General features: G+C 74.7%; 10 protein-coding genes. 9 read left to right on the forward strand and 1 reads right to left on the reverse strand.

What is annotated here, in order from left to right; all coding sequences use genetic code 11:
• Positions 1–74 precede the first annotated feature (74 nt).
• Positions 75–2,789, reverse strand: coding sequence for a pyruvate, phosphate dikinase (ppdK, locus tag H9657_RS07590; RefSeq protein WP_191782009.1), 2,715 nt, complete (start codon positions 2,787–2,789; stop codon positions 75–77).
• 232 nt (positions 2,790–3,021) lie between these two features.
• Between ppdK and H9657_RS07595 the strand changes: the two genes are divergently transcribed.
• From H9657_RS07595 to H9657_RS07635, 9 genes are all read left to right on the forward strand, one after another.
• Entirely contained in the window at positions 3,022–4,023 is a 1,002-nt protein-coding gene (locus tag H9657_RS07595; protein WP_191782011.1) for a PhoH family protein, read from the forward strand.
• Entirely contained in the window at positions 4,020–4,472 is a 453-nt protein-coding gene (gene ybeY, locus H9657_RS07600; protein WP_191782013.1) for an rRNA maturation RNase YbeY, read from the forward strand. The genes H9657_RS07595 and ybeY overlap by 4 nt, the downstream gene beginning before the upstream one ends.
• Positions 4,469–5,851, forward strand: a complete 1,383-nt coding sequence (locus H9657_RS07605) for a hemolysin family protein (RefSeq protein ID WP_191782015.1) — start codon at positions 4,469–4,471, stop codon at positions 5,849–5,851. The genes ybeY and H9657_RS07605 overlap by 4 nt, the downstream gene beginning before the upstream one ends.
• Positions 5,848–6,768: a GTPase Era gene (gene era, locus H9657_RS07610; RefSeq protein ID WP_191782017.1), complete on the forward strand. Its 921-nt coding sequence runs from the start codon at positions 5,848–5,850 to the stop codon at positions 6,766–6,768. The genes H9657_RS07605 and era overlap by 4 nt, the downstream gene beginning before the upstream one ends.
• A 1-nt stretch (position 6,769) precedes the next feature.
• Positions 6,770–8,365 carry an alpha/beta hydrolase family protein gene (locus H9657_RS07615; protein WP_318241367.1) on the forward strand — a complete coding sequence of 532 codons (1,596 nt, stop codon included), beginning with the start codon at positions 6,770–6,772 and terminating at the stop codon, positions 8,363–8,365.
• Positions 8,366–8,453: 88 nt separating this feature from the next.
• On the forward strand, positions 8,454–9,347 hold the full coding sequence (locus H9657_RS07620) for a PP2C family protein-serine/threonine phosphatase (protein ID WP_191782019.1): 894 nt from the start codon (positions 8,454–8,456) through the stop codon (positions 9,345–9,347).
• A complete protein-coding gene (locus H9657_RS07625) occupies positions 9,344–10,879 on the forward strand; it encodes an FHA domain-containing protein (RefSeq protein WP_191782021.1) in 1,536 nt (511 codons plus the stop codon). The genes H9657_RS07620 and H9657_RS07625 overlap by 4 nt, the downstream gene beginning before the upstream one ends.
• Complete coding sequence (locus H9657_RS07630; RefSeq protein WP_191782023.1) at positions 10,876–12,375, forward strand: serine/threonine-protein kinase; 1,500 nt, start codon at positions 10,876–10,878, stop codon at positions 12,373–12,375. Before H9657_RS07625 ends, H9657_RS07630 begins: the two co-directional genes overlap by 4 nt.
• Positions 12,372–18,539, forward strand: a complete 6,168-nt coding sequence (locus tag H9657_RS07635) for an Ig-like domain-containing protein (RefSeq protein ID WP_191782024.1) — start codon at positions 12,372–12,374, stop codon at positions 18,537–18,539. The genes H9657_RS07630 and H9657_RS07635 overlap by 4 nt, the downstream gene beginning before the upstream one ends.
• The last annotated feature ends 42 nt before the right edge of the window (positions 18,540–18,581 follow it).

Below are 18,581 nucleotides of genomic sequence, written 5' to 3' on the forward strand. Positions count from 1 at the left end.
GGGGCCCCCCCCCCCCCCCCCCCCCCCGGGTCCGGCGCGCTCGGCGTGGTGGGCCTGCGTTCGGCGCGGTCGGCTCAGCGGGCGTCGGCGCCGTCGTGCTCGACGGCCGCGCGTCCGGCCTCGAGACGTGCGACCGGCACGCGGAACGGGGAGCAGGACACGTAGTCCAGCCCGACGGAGTCGAAGAACCGGATGGACTCCGGGTCGCCGCCGTGCTCGCCGCAGACGCCGAGCGTGAGGTCCGGCCGGGTCGCCCGGCCGCGCTCCGCCGCGACCTTCACGAGCTCCCCGACACCGCGGACGTCGATCGTCTCGAACGGCGACACCGACAGCACGCCGTTCGCGGCGTACTGCGAGAAGAACGCGCCCTCGACGTCGTCCCGGCTGAAGCCCCACGTCGTCTGCGTGAGGTCGTTCGTGCCGAACGAGAAGAACTGGGCCTGCGTCGCGAGGCGGTCCGCCGTGAGCGCCGCGCGCGGCAGCTCGATCATGCAGCCGACGGGCAGGTCCACGGTGACGCCCTGCTCGGCGCTCACCTCCGCCATGATCGACAGCGCGCGGTCGCGGACCAGCCGCAGCTCCTGCACCGAGGCCACCAGCGGGACCATGATCTCCGCGTGCGGGTGACCGCCGGCGGCGAGCCGCGCGGCGACCGCCTCGGCGATCGCGCGGATCTGCAGGTCGAACAGCCCCGGCACGACGAGCCCGAGCCGCACGCCGCGCAGCCCCAGCATGGGGTTCGCCTCGTGCATGCGGCGCACGGCCGCGAGCAGCGTGACGTCCCGCTCGTCGACCTTGCCGCGCTCGGCCGCCAGCGCGACCTTGACGGACAGCTCCGTGAGGTCGGGCAGGAACTCGTGCAGCGGCGGGTCGATGAGCCGGATGGTCGTCGGCAGGCCGTCCATCTCGGCGAGCAGGTCCGTGAAGTCCTGACGCTGCAGCGGCAGCAGCGCGTCGAGGGCGGCCGTGCGCTCGGCGTCGTCCGCCGCGAGCACCACGCGCTCGACCAGCACGCGCCGCTCGCCGAGGAACATGTGCTCCGTGCGGCACAGCCCGATGCCCTCCGCGCCCAGGCTGCGGGCGCGCAGGGCGTCCTCGGCCGTGTCCGCGTTGGCGTGGACCCGCAGCCGGCGCGTCGCGTCGGCGTGCTCGAGGATGCGGTGGACGGCCCGCACCAGGTCACGCGTCTCGTCGTCCGGCGCCTCCGCGAGCGCGACGTCCAGACCGTCCTCGAGGTAGCGCTGCACGGGCGAGGGCACGACGGGGACGTCGCCGAGGAAGACCTCGCCGGTGGTGCCGTCGATCGCGATGACGTCACCCTCGTTGACGGTGTGCCCGCGGGTCGTCATGGAGCGGGCGGCCGAGTCGACCACGAGCTCCTCGGCGCCGACGACGCACGTGCGTCCCATGCCGCGGGCGACGACCGCGGCGTGCGACGTCTTGCCGCCGCGCGCCGTCAGGACGCCCACCGCGGCGATCATGCCGCCGAGGTCGTCCGGGTTCGTCTCGCGCCGCACGAGCACGACGTCCTTGCCCTCGGACGCCCACTGCTGGGCGGTCTCCGGGTCGAAGACCGCCATGCCCACGGCCGCCCCGGGCGAGGCGGGCATCGCCTTGGTCAGCAGCACGCGGTCCGCGCCGTCCCCGGGGGCGAACTGCGGGAACTGCAGCTGCGAGAGCTGGGCACCGGTGACGCGGGACAGCGCCTCGTCCATCGTGATGAGGTGCTCGTCGACCAGCTGGCACGCGATACGGAACGCCGCGGGCGCCGTGCGCTTGCCGACGCGCGTCTGCAGCATCCAGAGCTTGCCGCGCTCGATCGTGAACTCGATGTCGCACAGGTCGCGGTAGTGCGTCTCGAGGCGGCGCATGGCCTGGAGCAGCTCGGCGTGCGCCGCGGGGTCCACGTCCTCGAGGTCGGCGAGGGACAGCGTGTTGCGGATGCCCGCCACGACGTCCTCGCCCTGCGCGTTGACGAGGTAGTCGCCGAACTCGCCGGTGCGTCCCGACGCCGGGTCGCGCGTGAACGCCACCCCCGTGCCGGAGGTCGGCCCGAGGTTGCCGAAGACCATGGTGCAGACGTTCACGGCGGTGCCGAGGTCGTCGGGGATGCGCTCCTTGCGCCGGTACAGCTGCGCACGCTCGGTGCCCCAGGAGTCGAAGACCGCCACGATGGCCATGTCGAGCTGCTCGCGCGGGTGCTGAGGGAACTCACGGCCGGACTCGTCGCGCACGATCTGCTTGTACGTGTCGACCAGGGTGCGCAGGTCGGCGGCGTCGAGGTCGACGTCGGCGGTGACGCCGCGCGCGGCCTTCGCCTTGTCCAGCGCGTCGGCGAAGAGGTCGCCGTCGATGTCGAGCACGGTGCGGCCGAACATCTGGATCAGGCGCCGGTAGGAGTCCCACGCGAAGCGCTCGTCGCCGGAGAGCGCCGCCAGGCCCTGGACGGACGCGTCGTTGAGGCCGACGTTGAGGACCGTCTCCATCATCCCGGGCATCGAGAACTTCGCTCCCGAGCGCACGGAGACCAGCAGCGGCTCGTGGAAGTCACCGAGCCGGCGGCCCAGCTGGTCCTCGAGGTGGCGCACCGCCATGGTCACCTCGACCCGCAGCTCGGGCGGCACCGCGCCCGTGCGCATGTAGGCGCGGCACGCCTCGGTGGTGATGGTGAAGCCGGGCGGTACCGGCAGTCCCAGACGGGTCATCTCGGCGAGGTTCGCACCCTTGCCGCCGAGCAGGTCCTTCTGGTCCTTGTCGCCCTCGCTGAAGTCCTTGACGTAACGAGCCATGGGGCTTCCTCCGTCGTCCGCAGTCGCCGGGCTCCGTTGCCCGAGGTCCTCCACCCAGTGTTCTCCCGACCCGACGGTGCCGCCCGGGGACGAAGGGCCCAGCCGGCGCCGCCGGGGCGACCCGTGCACCGCGGCGCCGGATCCCCCGACCGGTGCGTGGAGCCGTAGGATGGTGGGGTGCCCGCCGGAGGGCACGCGTCGAGAGAAGGAGCGCACGGCAACCGCCGAGCACATGGCCGAGTCCAGCCCCGCACCCAGCGTCCCCGAGTCCCGGCACGCGCGCATCGAGCACCGCATCACCGTCCCGTCGGACGTGTCGATGGTCGAGCTGCTCGGCCTGCGCGACGAGGTCCTGCGCAGCATCGAGGACGGCTTCCCGGCCGTCGACGTCCACGTCCGCGGCAACGAGGTGAACCTCGCCGGCTCGGCCGGTGACGTCGCCCTCGTCACGCGTCTCGTCGACGAGCTCGTCGAGATGGCCGCCGCCGGCACACCGCTGAGCCCCGACGTGGTCGCTCGCTCGGTCGTCATGCTGACCGACGCCGCCGCCGCCAGGCCCGCCGACGTCCTGACGTTCAACATCCTGTCCTCGCGCGGGCGCACGATCCGGCCCAAGACCGCGGGTCAGAAGGACTACGTCGAGGCGATCGAGCGCAACACCGTCACGTTCGGCATCGGCCCGGCGGGCACCGGTAAGACGTACCTCGCGATGGCCAAGGCCGTGCAGGCGCTGCAGGCGCGCAAGGTCAACCGCATCGTGCTGACCCGACCCGCGGTCGAGGCCGGCGAGCGGCTGGGGTTCCTGCCCGGCTCCCTGGCGGACAAGATCGACCCGTACCTGCGCCCGCTGTACGACGCGCTGCACGACATGGTGGACCCCGAGTCGATCCCGCGGCTCATGGAGGCGGGCACGATCGAGGTCGCACCGCTGGCGTACATGCGCGGCCGCACGCTCAACGACGCGTTCATCATCCTCGACGAGGCGCAGAACACCTCCGTCGAGCAGATGAAGATGTTCCTCACGCGGCTCGGCTTCGGGTCCAAGGTCGTCGTCACCGGCGACGTCACGCAGGTGGACCTCCCCAGCAGCACCACGTCGGGCCTGCGGGTCGTCGAGCAGATCCTCGGCGGCGTCGACGACGTGGAGTTCTGCCGTCTGACGTCCTCCGACGTCGTCCGGCACCGCCTGGTGGGGGAGATCATCGACGCGTACGCGAGGTGGGACAGGTCATGAGCGTCGAGGTCAGCAACGAGTCCGGCGTCGAGGTCGACGAGGCCGAGTTCGCGGCGCTCGGGCGGTACGTCCTGGACGCCATGCACGTGCACCCGCAGGCGGACCTGTTCGTCCGGCTGGTCGACACGGCCACGATGACGGACCTGCACGTGCGGTGGATGGACGAGCCGGGACCGACCGACGTGCTGTCCTTCCCGATGGACGAGCTGCGGCCCGGCCGTGAGGGCGAGCCCGCCGGGCCCGGCGTGCTCGGCGACGTCGTGCTGTGCCCCGAGGTCGCGGCCACCCAGGCCCGCGCCGCGGGTCACTCGACGGCCGAGGAGATGCTGCTGCTCACCACGCACGGCATCCTGCACCTGCTCGGGTACGACCATGCGGAGCCGGACGAGGAGAAGGAGATGTTCGCGCTGCAGCGGCGCCTGCTCCTCACGTTCCTGGCCGGCCGATGAGCGGCGTCCCCGTCGCCCTTCTCGTCACCGTCGCGCTGGTCGGGATCGTCCTGGCCGCTGCGCTGTCTGCGGGCGAGGTCGCGGTCCTGCGCGTGACGCGGGCGCGCGTCACCGAGCTCGAGAGCGAGCGCCCGGGCGCGGCGGCACGCGTGCGCCGGCTCGTCGACGACCCGACGCGCGTCACGGCCGCGGCGGCGTTCGTCCGGCTCCTCGGCGAGATGACGGCGACCGTGTGCCTCACGCTGGCCATCAGCGCCGGCAGCCTGTCGTGGTGGGCCACGGCGCTCCTGGCGATCGCCGCGTGCGCCGTCGTCGCGTTCCTGCTGGTGCGGGTCAGCCCCCGCAGCATGGGCCGGCGCCACCCCGTCGGCGTGCTGGCGAGCCTGTCGCGCCTGCTGCTGGCGGTCACGGTGCTGGCCGGTGGCGTCGGGCGGCGCGCCGACCCGTCGGCGTCGACGAGCGAGCAGGACGACGCCGAGCTGCGGGACATGGTCGAGCGGGTCAGCGAGTCCGACGCGATCGAGGAGAACGAGCGCGAGATGTTCCGCTCGGTCCTCGAGCTGGGGGACACGCTCACGCGCGAGGTGATGGTGCCGCGCACCGACATGATCACGACGCAGGCGGACACGCCGCTGCACAAGGTGCTCGCGCTGCTGCTGCGCTCGGGCTTCTCGCGCGTCCCCGTGGTGGGGGAGTCGGTCGACGACGTCGTCGGCGTGCTCTACCTCAAGGACATCGTGCGTCGCATCCCGGCGCGCGGTGCGGCGGACGTCGTGAACGGCTCGCTCGGCGACGACGACCCGCTGGACGCGCCCGCGTCGTCGCTCGCGCGCCCCGCGGTGTACGTGCCCGAGTCCAAGCCGGTCGACGAGCTGCTGCTGGAGCTGCGCGACGGGTCGAGCCACATCGCGCTCGTGGTCGACGAGTACGGCGGGATCGCCGGGCTCGTGACCATCGAGGACGCGCTGGAGGAGATCGTCGGCGAGCTCACCGACGAGCACGACGCGACCGCCCCGGTCGTCGAGGAGCTCGGGGACGGCGGCTTCCGCGTCCCGGCGCGCATGAGCCGCGACGAGCTGGGCGACCTGTTCGGCATCGACGTCGAGGACGAGGACGTCGACACCGCCGCGGGCCTGCTCGCCAAGGCGCTGGGCAAGGTCCCGCTGCCGGGCTCGGTGGGCGAGATCCACGGGCTGCGGCTGGAGGCCGAGCGCGTCGAGGGCCGCCGCAAGCGGCTCGCGACGGTCCTGGTGCACCGCGCCGACGAGCCCGACGACGACGCGACCACGACCCCCGCCCGCGGCCCCACGGCCGCGGGCCCCCCGGCGGGCGGCCCCCCCCCCCCCCCGCGCGACCACGGCTCGGAGGCCACCCGATGACCCACCGTTCCGGCTTCGCCTGCTTCGTCGGGCGGCCCAACACCGGGAAGTCGACGCTGACCAACGCGCTCGTCGGGCAGAAGGTCGCCATCACGTCCGGCCGGCCGCAGACCACCCGGCACGTGGTGCGCGGCATCGTGCACCGGGACGACGCGCAGCTCGTCCTCGTCGACACCCCGGGGTTGCACCGCCCCCGCACGCTGCTGGGCGAGCGCCTCAACGCGCTCGTGCGCGACACCCTCAGCGAGGTCGACGTCGTGGGCTTCTGCCTGCCCGCCGACGAGAAGATCGGACCCGGCGACCGCTTCATCGCCGAGCAGCTCGCGCGCCTCGGCACGCCGGGCCGGCCGGGTGCACCCGTGGTCGCGATCGTGACCAAGACGGACACCGTGCCGCGCGCGCGCCTGGCCGAGCAGCTCATCGCCGTCGACCAGCTGGGGGACTGGGCCGACATCGTCCCGGTGTCCTCGCGTGACGGCTACCAGGTGGACGTGCTCGCCGACGTGCTCGTCGGGCACCTCCCCGAGGGCCCCGCGCTGTACCCCGAGGGCGAGCTGACCGACGAGCCCGAGCAGGTGATGGTCGCCGAGCTGGTCCGGGAGGCCGCGCTCGAGGGCGTGCACGACGAGCTGCCGCACTCGCTCGCCGTCGTCGTCGACGAGATCGTGCCCCGCGACCAGCCGCCGGGCGCCGACGGCCGCCCGCTGCTGGACGTGCGCGTGCACCTGTTCGTCGAGCGCGACAGCCAGAAGGCGATCGTCATCGGCCGCGGCGGTGCGCGTCTGCGGGACGTCGGCACGCGCGCCCGCACCCAGATCGAGGCGCTGCTCGGCGCCCGCGTGTTCCTCGACCTGCACGTGAAGGTGGCGAAGGACTGGCAGCGCGACCCCAAGCAGCTCGGTCGGCTGGGCTTCTGACGTGGCCGTGACGAGCTCGGGGACGCGGCACGCGCCGACGTCCCCGGACGGGCACGGCACGCGCTCGGCGCGGCTCTCGTCGGTGTACCGCCTGGTGGCGAGCGTCGCCCTGGGCTCGCTGCTGCTCGCCGTCGTCGGTGCCGTGACGGGACCGCACTGGGACCCGGGGCCGCTCGAGGAGGGCATCGAGGTCGCGACGGCGGACACGTCGATCGGTGGCGCCCCCGACCTCGGCAGCTACGAGGTCCGGACCGTGGACGTCTCGGTGCGCCTCGACGGCGCGAGCGTCGGCGCCCGGATCAGCCTGCCGGTCGGGGTGACCGAGCCGGGGCCCGCGGTGCTGTTCGTGCACGGCGCGGGGACCGGGAGGTCCGTCCAGGCGTTCAAGCGCCAGGCGCACGCGCTCGCCGAGGCGGGCGTCGTGGCGATGGTCCCGGACAAGCGGCTCGACACGTACACGACGCGGCACCGCGACTACGTCGCGATGGCCGCCGACTACCACCGCTCGCTGGACCTGCTGCGCGACCGGCCCGAGGTCGACCCCGACCGCGTGGTCGTCTACGCCGAGAGCGAGGGCGCGTGGATCGCGCCCGTCATGGCGGCGGAGGACCCGCGCATCGCGGGTGTCGTGCTGGTGTCCTCGCCCGTCGTCCCGCCGCGTCAGCAGGCCGCCTTCGCGGTGGACGCCTACCTGCGCAACACCGGCGTGCCGCACGCGGTGTTCCGCGCCATCCCGCGCGCGGTGGGCATGTCGATGCCCGGCGGCGGCTTCGAGTACGCCGACTTCGACGTCTCGCCCTGGCAGCGGCGCATGACGCAGCCGCTGCTGGTCGTCTACGGCACCGCGGACGCCTCGATGCCCATCGTCCAGGGCGCGCTGCAGGTGCGGTCCGACGCCGCGAGCGCCGGCAACACCGCGGTGACCGTGCGCTACTACGAGGGCGCCGACCACGGGATCCGGGTCGGTGGCAGCCCGACCCCGGAGTTCCTGCGCGACCTGTCGGGCTGGGTGCTCGGACTGCCCACCACGGGCGACGGCACGCCGCGGGTGGCGGGCGCGGAACCCACGCAGGCCTACCTCGCCGGTCCGGTCCCGCAGCCGCGGTGGCTCCGCGACGGGACCGCCCTGCTCGTCCTCGTGCTGGGTGTGCCGGTCCTCATGGTCCTGTGCGGGCTCGCGGTCGGCGCGACACGCGTCGTGCAGCGCACGCCGTGGGGACGGGCGCGCCGGGACCCGGCGCGGCAGCCGCCGCGCTTCGCCCCCGGCGTCGCCTGGCGCCTCGCCGCACTCGGGGGAACGACCGTCGCGACGGTCGCGGCGCTCGTGGTCTACCTCGTGGCGGTCGCGCGACTCGCGCTGGACTACCAGCGCGACGCGTGGGTCGTGCAGGGCGGCTGGCTCGGCGTGCGGGTCCTGGGCATCAGCGCGGTGCTGGTCGCCGTGCTGCTCGCGCGCCGGGCGCACGACGCGCGGCTCGACGGCGTGGCGCTCGCACCGGGCGGCGTCCGGCGGGTCGCAGCCGTCGGGGTGCTGGGCGGATCGGCGGTCCTGCTGGTCGTGCTGGCCTACTGGGGCGTCTTCCAGCTCAACATCTGAGGGTGAACTGGACGGACGCACGTGAACCGCACGCCTCGCGTGAGGCACCATGTGCCCCGGTTGCTTCTGAGCGAGGGACGGTGGTGGCGTGCGCACGTCGTGGGGTTCGGCGACGGACCGGGGACGCGTCCGCGAGGTGAACGAGGACGCGCTCCTCGCCTACCCTCCGGTGTTCCTCGTCGCCGACGGCATGGGCGGGCACGACGCCGGTGACCTCGCGAGCCGCATCGCCGTCGAGGAGTTCGCGCAGCTCGCGGGGCAGTCCTCGGCGTCGTCGGACGACGTGCACGCGTGCTTCACGCGCACCTCGACGCGGATCCGGGCCGAGTTCACGCGCGGTCGGCAGGGCGGCACCACCGTCGCGGGCGCGGCCGTCACCGAGCACGACGGCGGCTGGTACTGGCTCGTGTTCAACGTGGGCGACTCGCGCGTGTACCGCTGGTCCGAGGGGGAGCTCTCGCAGGTCAGCGTCGACCACTCGGTCGTCCAGGAGCTGCTGGACGCGGGGGACCTCTCACCCGACGCGGCGCGCCGGCACCCCGAGCGGCACGTGCTGACGCGCGCGCTCGGCACCGGCGAGCTGCCCGAGCCCGACTACTGGCTGCTGCCGGCCGGCGTCGACGACCGGCTGCTGATCTGCACCGACGGCCTGACGCGCGAGCTCGCCGACCACGAGATCGCCGAGGTCCTCGGCGCGTTCGACGACCCGCAGGAGGCCGCCGCGCGCCTCGTGCAGGACGCGCTCGAGCGCGGCGGGCGCGACAACGTGAGCGCGGTCGTCGTCGACGTCGCGACGACCAGCACGCCCGAGCAGACGCACACGACCCTGCCGCGCTCCGCGCCCGACCTCGGCCCGCACCTGTGGGACGAGATGCTCAACGGCGCGACCGTCCCGCGGTCCGCGGCCCCCACGCCGGACGACCTGCCCACGCCCGTCCTGCCGGCCTCCTCGCCGGCCGACGCCCAGGAGGACCCCGCATGACGGACCGCGCCCACCACGAGTACCAGGACGGCCCGTGGACCGCCGTCGCCGGTGACGGGTTCCTCGCCCTCGTCGAGCCCGATGCGCCGTGGCGGCTCGTCGACGGCCTCTGGCAGGTCGCGCGCGGGGACGGCGACGTCCTCGGGGCCCTCGGTGTGGTCGCCGCCGACGGGTTCGCCGCGCTGCCGCAGTTCGCCCTCGTCCGGACCGACGCGGACGGATCGGTCCACGCGGTGCTGCGCGGGCCGGTGCGGCTGCGGCTGCACGGCACGGACGGTGCGCAGGAGGTGGACGCGCGGGACGGGGTGGTCTGGACCGAGCACCGCGCGCTCGGCGTGCAGGGCGTCGAGGTGCTCGTGGACGGTGCCGCGGACGCGACGTGGTGGCCGCTGGTCGGCGGCGTCGTGCGCGCCGGCGGCCTGCGCACGGGCGTGACCGAGGACGCGGTCGTCGCCCCCGACACCGCGACCCACGAGCAGCCGATCGTCCCCGCACCGGAGCCGGAGCGCGCGTACGGCGAGACCCCTCAGCCGCAGGCGACGGCGCCCGAGCCCGCGGAGGACCCCGCCGTGGGCACCGACCTCGCCGCGTCCGCGTGGGCCGACGGCCCGGTCGCACCCGCGGTGACGCCGGTCGACGAGCCCGCGCCGGTCGAGGAGCTGACGCCTCTCGAGGAGCTGACGCCGCTCGAGGAGCTGACGCCTCTCGAGGAGCTGACGCCGCTCGAGGAGCTGACGCCTCTCGGGGAGCCGACGCCGTTCGACGAGCCGACGGCCCTGGAGCCGACGACGTCGCCGGGCGGGCTGACCCCGCTCGACGGGGCGACGTCGCCGGGGGAGACCGCACCCCTGGAGGTGCCCCGGGAGGAGGTCGCGCCCGTCGCGGACCCCACGCCCGTGGCCCCCACCACGGCCCTGGACGAGCCGTCGACCGCGCTCGACGCGGACGACGCGCCCGACATCCCGTGGTGGCCCCTCGCCGCGCCCGCGACCGGCGCCGGCACCCCTGCCGCCGCGCCCGCGGCGACCGCCCTCGTGACGGCGGAGCCCGTGCAGGAGGAGCAGGAGTCCGACGACCACGACGGCATGACGATCCTGTCGAGCGACCTCGCGCGCCTGCGTGACCGCCTGCCCGCGTGGTCGCAGGACGCCGTCCCCGGTCCCTTCCCGACGCCCGAGGTCGCGCCCCTGCCGGCTCGCATGGTGCTGTCCACGGGGCTCGTGGTCGCGCTGGACCGCGCGGTGCTCCTCGGTCGCGCCCCGCAGGTCGCGCGGGTCACCAACCGTGAGCTGCCGCGGCTCGTCACCGTCCCGAGCCCCAACCAGGACATCTCCCGCACGCACGCCGAGGTGCGGCTCGAGGGCGAGCACGTCGTCGTGACGGACCTCGACTCGACCAACGGCGTGCACGTGTCGCGGCCCGGCGAGGGCGTGCGCCGCCTGCACCCGGGCGAGCCGAGCGTCGTGGGGACCGACGAGGTCGTCGACCTCGGTGACGGCGTGACCTTCACCGTGGAGCGCAGCGCGTCGTGACGGCGCGTCGTGAGGCGTCCGCGCCGCCGGACCTGCCCGGGTACGAGTACGTGCGCGTGCTCGGGCTGGGCGGCTTCGCGGACGTCTTCCTGTACCGCCAGCACCTGCCGCGGCGCGACGTCGCGGTCAAGGTGCTGCTCGCGGGCAGCCTCGACGACGACGTGCGCGAGCGGTTCCAGACCGAGGCCAACCTCATGGCCCAGCTGTCGCACCACCCGTCGATCGTCACGATCCACCACGCCGCGATCGCCGCCGACGGCCGGCCGTTCCTCGTCATGGAGTACTGCTCGCGCGCGGGCCTCGCGGAGCGGTACCGCTCCGAGCGGATGCCTGTGCCCGAGGTGCTGCGCATCGGCGTGCGCCTGGCCTCGGCGGTCGAGACGGCGCACCGGGCCGGCATCCTGCACCGGGACATCAAGCCCGCCAACGTGCTGACGACCGACTTCGGCTGGCCCGCGCTCACCGACTTCGGGATCGCCGCGACGACCGGTCCGGCCGCCCAGACGATGGGCATGTCGATCCCGTGGTCGCCCCCCGAGCTGCTGGCCGAGCACCCGACGGGGGACGAGCGGTCCGACGTCTACGCGCTCGCGGCGACGATCTACTCGCTCCTCGCGGGCCGCACGCCCTTCGAGCTGCCCGGCGGCAACAACAGCGCGCAGCAGCTCGTGGCGCGCATCGAGCGCTCGCCGCTGCCACCGGTCGGCCGCGAGGACGTGCCGCCGCAGCTCCAGGCCGTGCTCGACCGCGCGATGGCCAAGCACCCGTCGCGGCGCTTCGCCTCGGCGATGGCGGTCGCACGTGCGCTGCAGGAGGTCGAGGCGACCCTGCGGCTCCCGGTGACGCCGCTCGACCTGCCCGACGAGCCGCCCACGGCGCTCGGCGCCGCGGCGTCCGACGACGAGGACGCCACCCGGCTGCGCGGCATCGCCTTGCCGGGTCCCCTCCAGGGGCTCGCCGGTCACGACGAGGACGCGACGCGTGCACGGGCCGTCGTCGTCGGTCGCCCCACGCTGGTCGCACCGGCCCCGGTGCCGCAGCCCGCCCCGACGGGTGTCCCCGACGGCGCCGGGACGCGGCGAGGTGCGCGCGCGGCCGTGGTCGTCGCGGCGGTGGTCGTGGTCGCCGCGGTCGTGGGCGTGGTGGGGGCCGCGCTGCGTGGTGGTGACTCGCCCGGGCCCTCGCCGACCGAGACGTTCGCGCCGCCGCAGACGGGCCCGGCGGCCGCTCCCGTGCCCGCTCCCCACTCGCTCGCCGGCACCCGCGCGGCGGATGGCTCCGTGACGTTCACGTGGCAGAATCCCGACCCGCAGGACGGGGACCGGTACCTCTGGGGCGTGCTCGCCGTGACCGGTGAGCCGACGCTCGCGGTCGTCGACGACGAGCGCGTCACGGTCCCCGCCGACCAGGCGACCGGTGAGGTGTGCATCCAGGTGTCCATCGTGCGGGCGGACCGCAGCAGCACGGCGCGGCCCGCGCAGGGGTGCGCGCCGTGACGTGGTGGGACCCGCGCACGTGGCGCCGGCGCCCGGTGACCACGACAGCGGCCATCGTCACCGTCCCGCTGGTCGTGCTGTCGCTCGCGCTCGTCGACCGCGGCTTCCCGCTCGCGCGCGTCGACCTCAACGACGGCGGCGTGTGGCTCACCGCGACCGGCCAGATGAGCCTGGGGCGCTACAACGTCCCGGTCGAGGAGCTCGACGGCGGCATCGTCACCGCCAGCAGCACGTTCGACGTCCAGCAGGACCAGGGCTGGGTGCTGCTCGTCGAGGACAACGCGGTGTCCGTGGTGGACCCGGCGTCGGTCGCGACGACCACGCAGATCGCCACGCCGGGCACCGACGTCTCGATGGCGGCGGGGCGCGTCGCGTTCGTCGACGGCGCGGGTGGCACGTGGGTGCGACAGGTGGCGGAGCTCGACGTGCTGGACCTGACCGACGGCGCCCCGGATCTGCAGCTCGGCGAGGGCGGCGCCGCGGTCGTGGCGCGCAGCGGCGCGGTGCTGGCGGTCGCGCCCGAGGACGGTGCGGTCACGCGGGTGCCGGCGACGCAGCCGGTGGCGCCCGAGGCCCTCGGCTCCCTCGGCGCGGTCGAGGTCGACGACGCGACGACCGTCGGCGACGAGCTGGTCGTGCTGTCGGGCAGCACGGTGCGCACGCTGACCGGCGAGGTGACGGTCGACGACACCGACCTCGTCCTCCAGCAGCCCGGTCCTGCGGCGTCGAGCGTGCTGCTGTCGGGCAGCGGGGCGCTGTGGGAGGTCCCGCTCGACGGCGGTACGCCGCGCCGGCACGACACGACCGGGTCGGGGGTGCCGGCTGCGCCCGTGCGCGTGGGCGCCTGCGCCTACGCGGCGTGGGCGTCGGCCGTGGGCGCGTCGCTGCGGCTGTGCGACGGCGAGGACCCGGTGGTCGAGGACCTCGAGGGCATGACCGCGGCCGACCGCCTGGCGTTCCGCGTGAACCGCGGGTTCGTCGTCCTCAACGAGACGGTCGGCGGGCGCGTCTGGCTGCCGCAGGAGGACACGGCCGTGCGCGTCCCCAACTGGGACGACATCGTCCCGGAGGAGGACCCGGAGGACTCGGAGGAGGACTCCGACACCGGTGAGGTCATGCAGGAGCCGGTGACCGAGTGCAGCGAGCAGAGCGCGCCGCCCGTCGCCGTCGACGACGACTTCGGGGTGCGGGCCGGGCGCACGCGCGTGCTGCCCGTGATCGACAACGACTCGTCCTCCGACTGCGGGATCCTCGTGATCTCGCAGCTCGACGCGCTCCCGGCCGACTTCGGCACGGTCGAGCAGGTCCGGGGTGGACGCGCGCTCCAGGTGCACGTGCAGGAGGGCGCCTCGGGCACGGCGGCCCTGACGTACACGGTGACCGACGGACGCGGCGTCAACGCGCCGTCGACGGCGACCGTGCGGCTCACGGTGAGCGACGGCGACAACGCGCCGACGCAGGTGCGCACGTCGTCGTTGACGATCGAGACCGGCGGTCAGCTGGTGCACGGCGTCCTGGGGGACTTCGAGGACGCCGACGGCGACGACCTGCTGCTGGTCGGCGCCAGCGCCGACCCGACGGTCGGCACCGCGCGGTTCCGGCAGGACGGGGTCCTGACGTTCACCGCCGACGGCGGCGGCCTGGGTCGCACGACCGTGCAGGTGCAGGTCTCCGACGGCACGAACGTGGTCGACGGCGAGGTCGCGGTCGACGTGCGCGCCGCCGGCTCCGTGCCCCCGCAGATCGACCCCGTGCACGCGGTGACGTACGTGGGGCAGGAGGTCGTCCTGCGTCCGCTCGACGCGGTCCGCTCGGCGTCCTCCGAGCCGCCGCGCCTCGCTGCGGTGTCCGACACCGCGGGCGCCACGATCGTGCCGGACCTGCAGGCGGGCACGTTCACGTTCAAGGCGCCCCGTGCCGGGCCGTACTACGTGACGTTCGTCGTGACGGCCGCGCCGCAGCAGGCCACGGGGATCGCGCGGATCGACGTGCGCGAGTGGCCGGAGCAGGCGCAGCCGCCCGTCGCGGTGCGCGACCTGGCGCTGCTGCCGGCCGGTGGCGAGGTCACCGTCGACCCGCTGGCCAACGACGAGGACCCGGCCAACAACGTCCTCGTGCTGCAGACCGTGACGGCCCCCGAGGGGTCCGGGATCCAGGTCGCGGTCATCGAGCACCGCTACGTGCAGATCCGCGCCGAGCGCACCCCCGACGGGCCGATCGCGCTCACGTACGAGGTGTCCAACGGGTCGGCGTCGGCGGTCGGCGAGATCGTGGTGCAGCCGGTGCCGCCCTCGGCGTCCTCGCAGCCACCCGTGGTGCCGAACGTCGAGGCGACCGTGCGTGCGGGTGGCGTCGTGACCATCCCCGTCCTCGCCGGCGCGTCCGACCCGGACGGCGACGAGCTGACCGTGCTCCGGGACCTGCCCGAGCCGCTCGCCGAGGGCGACGGGCTGCTGTTCGTGTCGGGGGACGTGCTGCGCTACCAGGCGCCGGACCGCGCCCTGACGGCGCGCGCGATCTTCGAGGTGCAGGACACCGCCGGCAACGTCACGGCGGCGACCGTGACCGTCCGCGTGCACGAGTCCGACCCGGCGACGAAGTCGCCCCCGCGGCCGCAGGACGTCGAGGCGCGCGTGTTCGAGGGTGACACCGTGCGCATCCCCGTCCCGCTCGTGGGCGTCGACGACGACGGCGACGGCGTGACGCTGCTGGGGCCGGCGTCGGCGCCCGCGCTGGGGCGCATCACCGAGGTCGGCCCGGACTGGCTCGAGTACGAGGCGCTCCCGGGGTCGCGCGGGACCGACAGGTTCACGTACGCCGTCGAGGACTGGGTGGGTCAGCGGGCGGTCGCGTCCGTGCGCGTCGGCATCGCCCCGCGCCCGTCGGGCGCCTCCGGCGTGGTGGCCGTCGACGACGCGGTGACGCTGCGTCCCGGTCAGCGCGTCGAGGTCCGCGTCCTGGCGAACGACATCGACTCGACCGGCCGCGAGCTGACGCTCGACTCGATCGAGGTGCCCGAGGGCGTCGAGGCGCAGATCCAGGGCCGGCGCATCGTGGTCACCGCGCCGTCCTCACCGCAGGTCGTGCAGATCCCGTACGTCGTGACGAACGACGCGGGAGGACGCGACTACGGCGCGCTCACCGTGACCGTGACCGACGACGCGCCGGTGCAGCCACCCGTGGCGCGCGACGTGCTGGTCCCGGCGATCGACACCCTCGGCAAGACCGAGGTCTCGGTGGACGTGCTCGCCGTCGCCCAGAACCCGTCCGGCCCGTTGTCGGACCTCGACGTCTCGGTGCCGGCGTCCCACGCCGACGTCGCGCGCGTGACGACCGAGGGCGACGTCGTCGTGACCCTGGTCGACCACTCCCAGACCGTGCCGTACCGGTTGGCCAACCGGACCGCCGAGGGCGCGGACGCGTACGCCTTCATCACCGTGCCCGCGCTCGGGTTCTTCCCGCCGCAGCTGCGGCCCCGCGCGCCCGAGCTGCGCGTCGCCAGCGGCGACCAGCTCGTGATCCCGCTCGCGGAGCACGTGCAGGTCGCGCCGGGGCGCGAGCCGACCATCGCCGACCCCACGCAGGTGACGGCCGCGCGCTCCAGCGGTGCCGAGCTGGTCCAGGACGCCGGGACGCTCGTCTTCACGTCGGCCGAGGGCTACGCGGGGCCGGCCTCGATCACCGTTCCCGTGACGGACGCGACGGGCCCGTCCGACACGACAGCGCGGACCGCGCTGCTCACGCTGCAGATCACGGTGTTCGCGGTGGACGACCACCCGCCGACGTTCGAGGTGCAGACGGTCGAGGTCGAGCCCGGTGAGGCGGCGAAGCGCGTCGACCTCCTGGCGCTGACCCGTGGCCCGGAGCAGGCAGACGGGGCCGCCACGCCCGGCGACAGGTACGGGTTCCGGATCGTCTCCGGCACGCCCGCCGGCTTCACGGTGGTCCTCGACGGCGGCACCGCGCTGCGCGTCTCGGCCGACGCGGCGACCCCCAAGGGCACGACCGGCAGGGTCGAGATGCAGCTCACCTACGGCCGCAGCGGCGTCATGGACGTCGCCGTCGACCTGCGCGTCGTCGCGAGCAACCGTCGGACGGCGACGGTCCAGAACTTCACGGTCGACGACGGTGCGCAGGGCCGCGAGACGACGGTGGACGTGCTCGCGGGGTCCTCGAACCCGTTCCCCGACCTGGGTCCGCTGACGGTCGTCGGGGCGGTCGTCGAGACGGCCGGCGCCGGGTCGGCGTCGGCCACGTCCACGAGCGTCTCGGTGCGTCCGAGCACCGACTTCATCGGCCAGATGGTCGTCCGGTACCGGGTGCGCGACGTGACGGGTGACCCGGGCCGCGAGGTCGAGGGCCGCGTGACCGTCCGCGTCAGCGGTGTCCCGCTCGCGCCCGTCGCCCCGCGGATCGGGGAGGTGCGCGACCGCACGGTCGTCCTGTCGTGGACGGCGCCGGACAACCGTGGTGAGCCGATCACCGAGTACAGCGTCACCGCGTCGCCCGGCGGCGCCGCGCGCTCGTGCGCGAGCACGACGTGCACGATCGACGGGCTGACCAACGACGTCGACTACACGTTCACCGTCACCGCCCGCAACCGCGTCGGCTGGTCGGAGGCCTCCCCGCCGTCGGCGCAGGCACGTCCCGACGCCGTCCCGGACGTCCCCGGCGCGCCGCGCCTGGTGTACGGCAACCAGGCGGTGACGGCGTCGTGGGAGGCGCCGGCGTCCCAGGGGTCGCCGGTGACGAGCTACTCGCTGGAGATCAGCCCGGCACCCGAGTCGGGCGCCGCCACCCGCACGACCACCGCGACCAGCTACACGTTCGACCGGCTGCGCAACGGCGTCGCGTACTCCGTGCGGGTGCGGGCGCACAACAAGGCGCCCGAGCCGAGCGGGTGGAGCCTGTGGTCCGCCACGGAGATCCCGGCCGGCCCGCCGGGTGCGCCCGCAGGCCTGACCGCGACGCGCCACGACACCCCCGTCGGTGGGCAGATCAACGTCGCCTGGGGCGACGCGGTGGCCAACGGGGACTCGCTCAAGGGCTTCCAGCTCACGATCCGTGGACCGGGCGGCAGGACGGTCGACATCGCCAGCGCCGACGCACGCTCGTACGCGTTCACCGACGCGGTGAACGGGCAGAGCTACACGTTCGAGCTCAGAGCCGTCAACAAGGTGGGACCGGGCGAGGCGGCCTCGGCGAGCGCCTCGGCCTTCGGGGTGCCCGTCGCGGTGAGCGGGGTCTCCGTCACCGGGCGGTCCGGAGGCGGCTTCGGCGACGGGTCGGCGCTCATCTCCTGGCAGCGGCCCGACGACCGCGGCTCGCCGGTCGTGCGCCACGTGGTGAAGGTCAACGGCGCCGACCGCGACGCGGGCGCGGGCACGTCGCTCGAGGTCGGCGGGCTGCCGGGAGGCGTACCCGTGAGCGTCCAGGTGATGGCGTGCAACGCTGCCGGCTGCGGCGAGTGGAGTGCGGCCGCGACATCGCAGCCGAACCCCGTCACGGCACCGTCGGGCGTCGGCTCGGTCGTCGTCGCGGACCCCCAGTGGACCGACTCGCGCCAGATCAGCTCGATCTCCGCATCGTGGGCGGGCGTCGAGTGGGGCGGCGCGACAGGCGGCTACACGGTCGAGTTCTGGGTCGACGGTCGGCAGACGGACGTGCAGCGCAACGTCACGGGGACGTCCGCGTCCTCGTCGTCCGGCATGCCGAGCTACAGCTTCCTCAAGCGGTCCGCCTCGTTCCGGGTCGTCGTCACGCCGTCGAACGCCGCCGGGCAGGGCGGTGCGGGGTCGGCGGAGCGGACCATCACCCGGGCGAGCGAGCCGGGTGACGTGGCGGGCGGGTTCGCGCTGTCCGTCGCCCCCGACGGCGCGTCCGTGTCCGCCGACTGGGCGCCTCCCGGCGACACCGGGGGAGCGACGATCGTCGGCTACGACATCCAGGTCCGCACCGCGACGGGGGGCTGGCAGGACCTGCCGCGCGCCTCCACCGACCGGCTCGACAACACGCCGCTGCCGTCGCCCGCGGCTGCGGGCACCACCGTCCGCATCCGCGTGCGGGCCGTCAACCAGTTCGGTGAGTCGGGGTGGGCCGAGTCGGCCTCCGCCACCGTCCCGGCCGCGCCGCCACCGACCACCGACCCCGGTGGCGACGGATGACGCCCCGCCCGCCCCGCACGTCCACCCCCACCGACTGGAGCC

The sequence above is a fragment of the Cellulomonas avistercoris genome (assembly GCF_014836445.1).
In the GTDB taxonomy this organism is placed as follows: domain Bacteria; phylum Actinomycetota; class Actinomycetes; order Actinomycetales; family Cellulomonadaceae; genus Cellulomonas; species Cellulomonas avistercoris.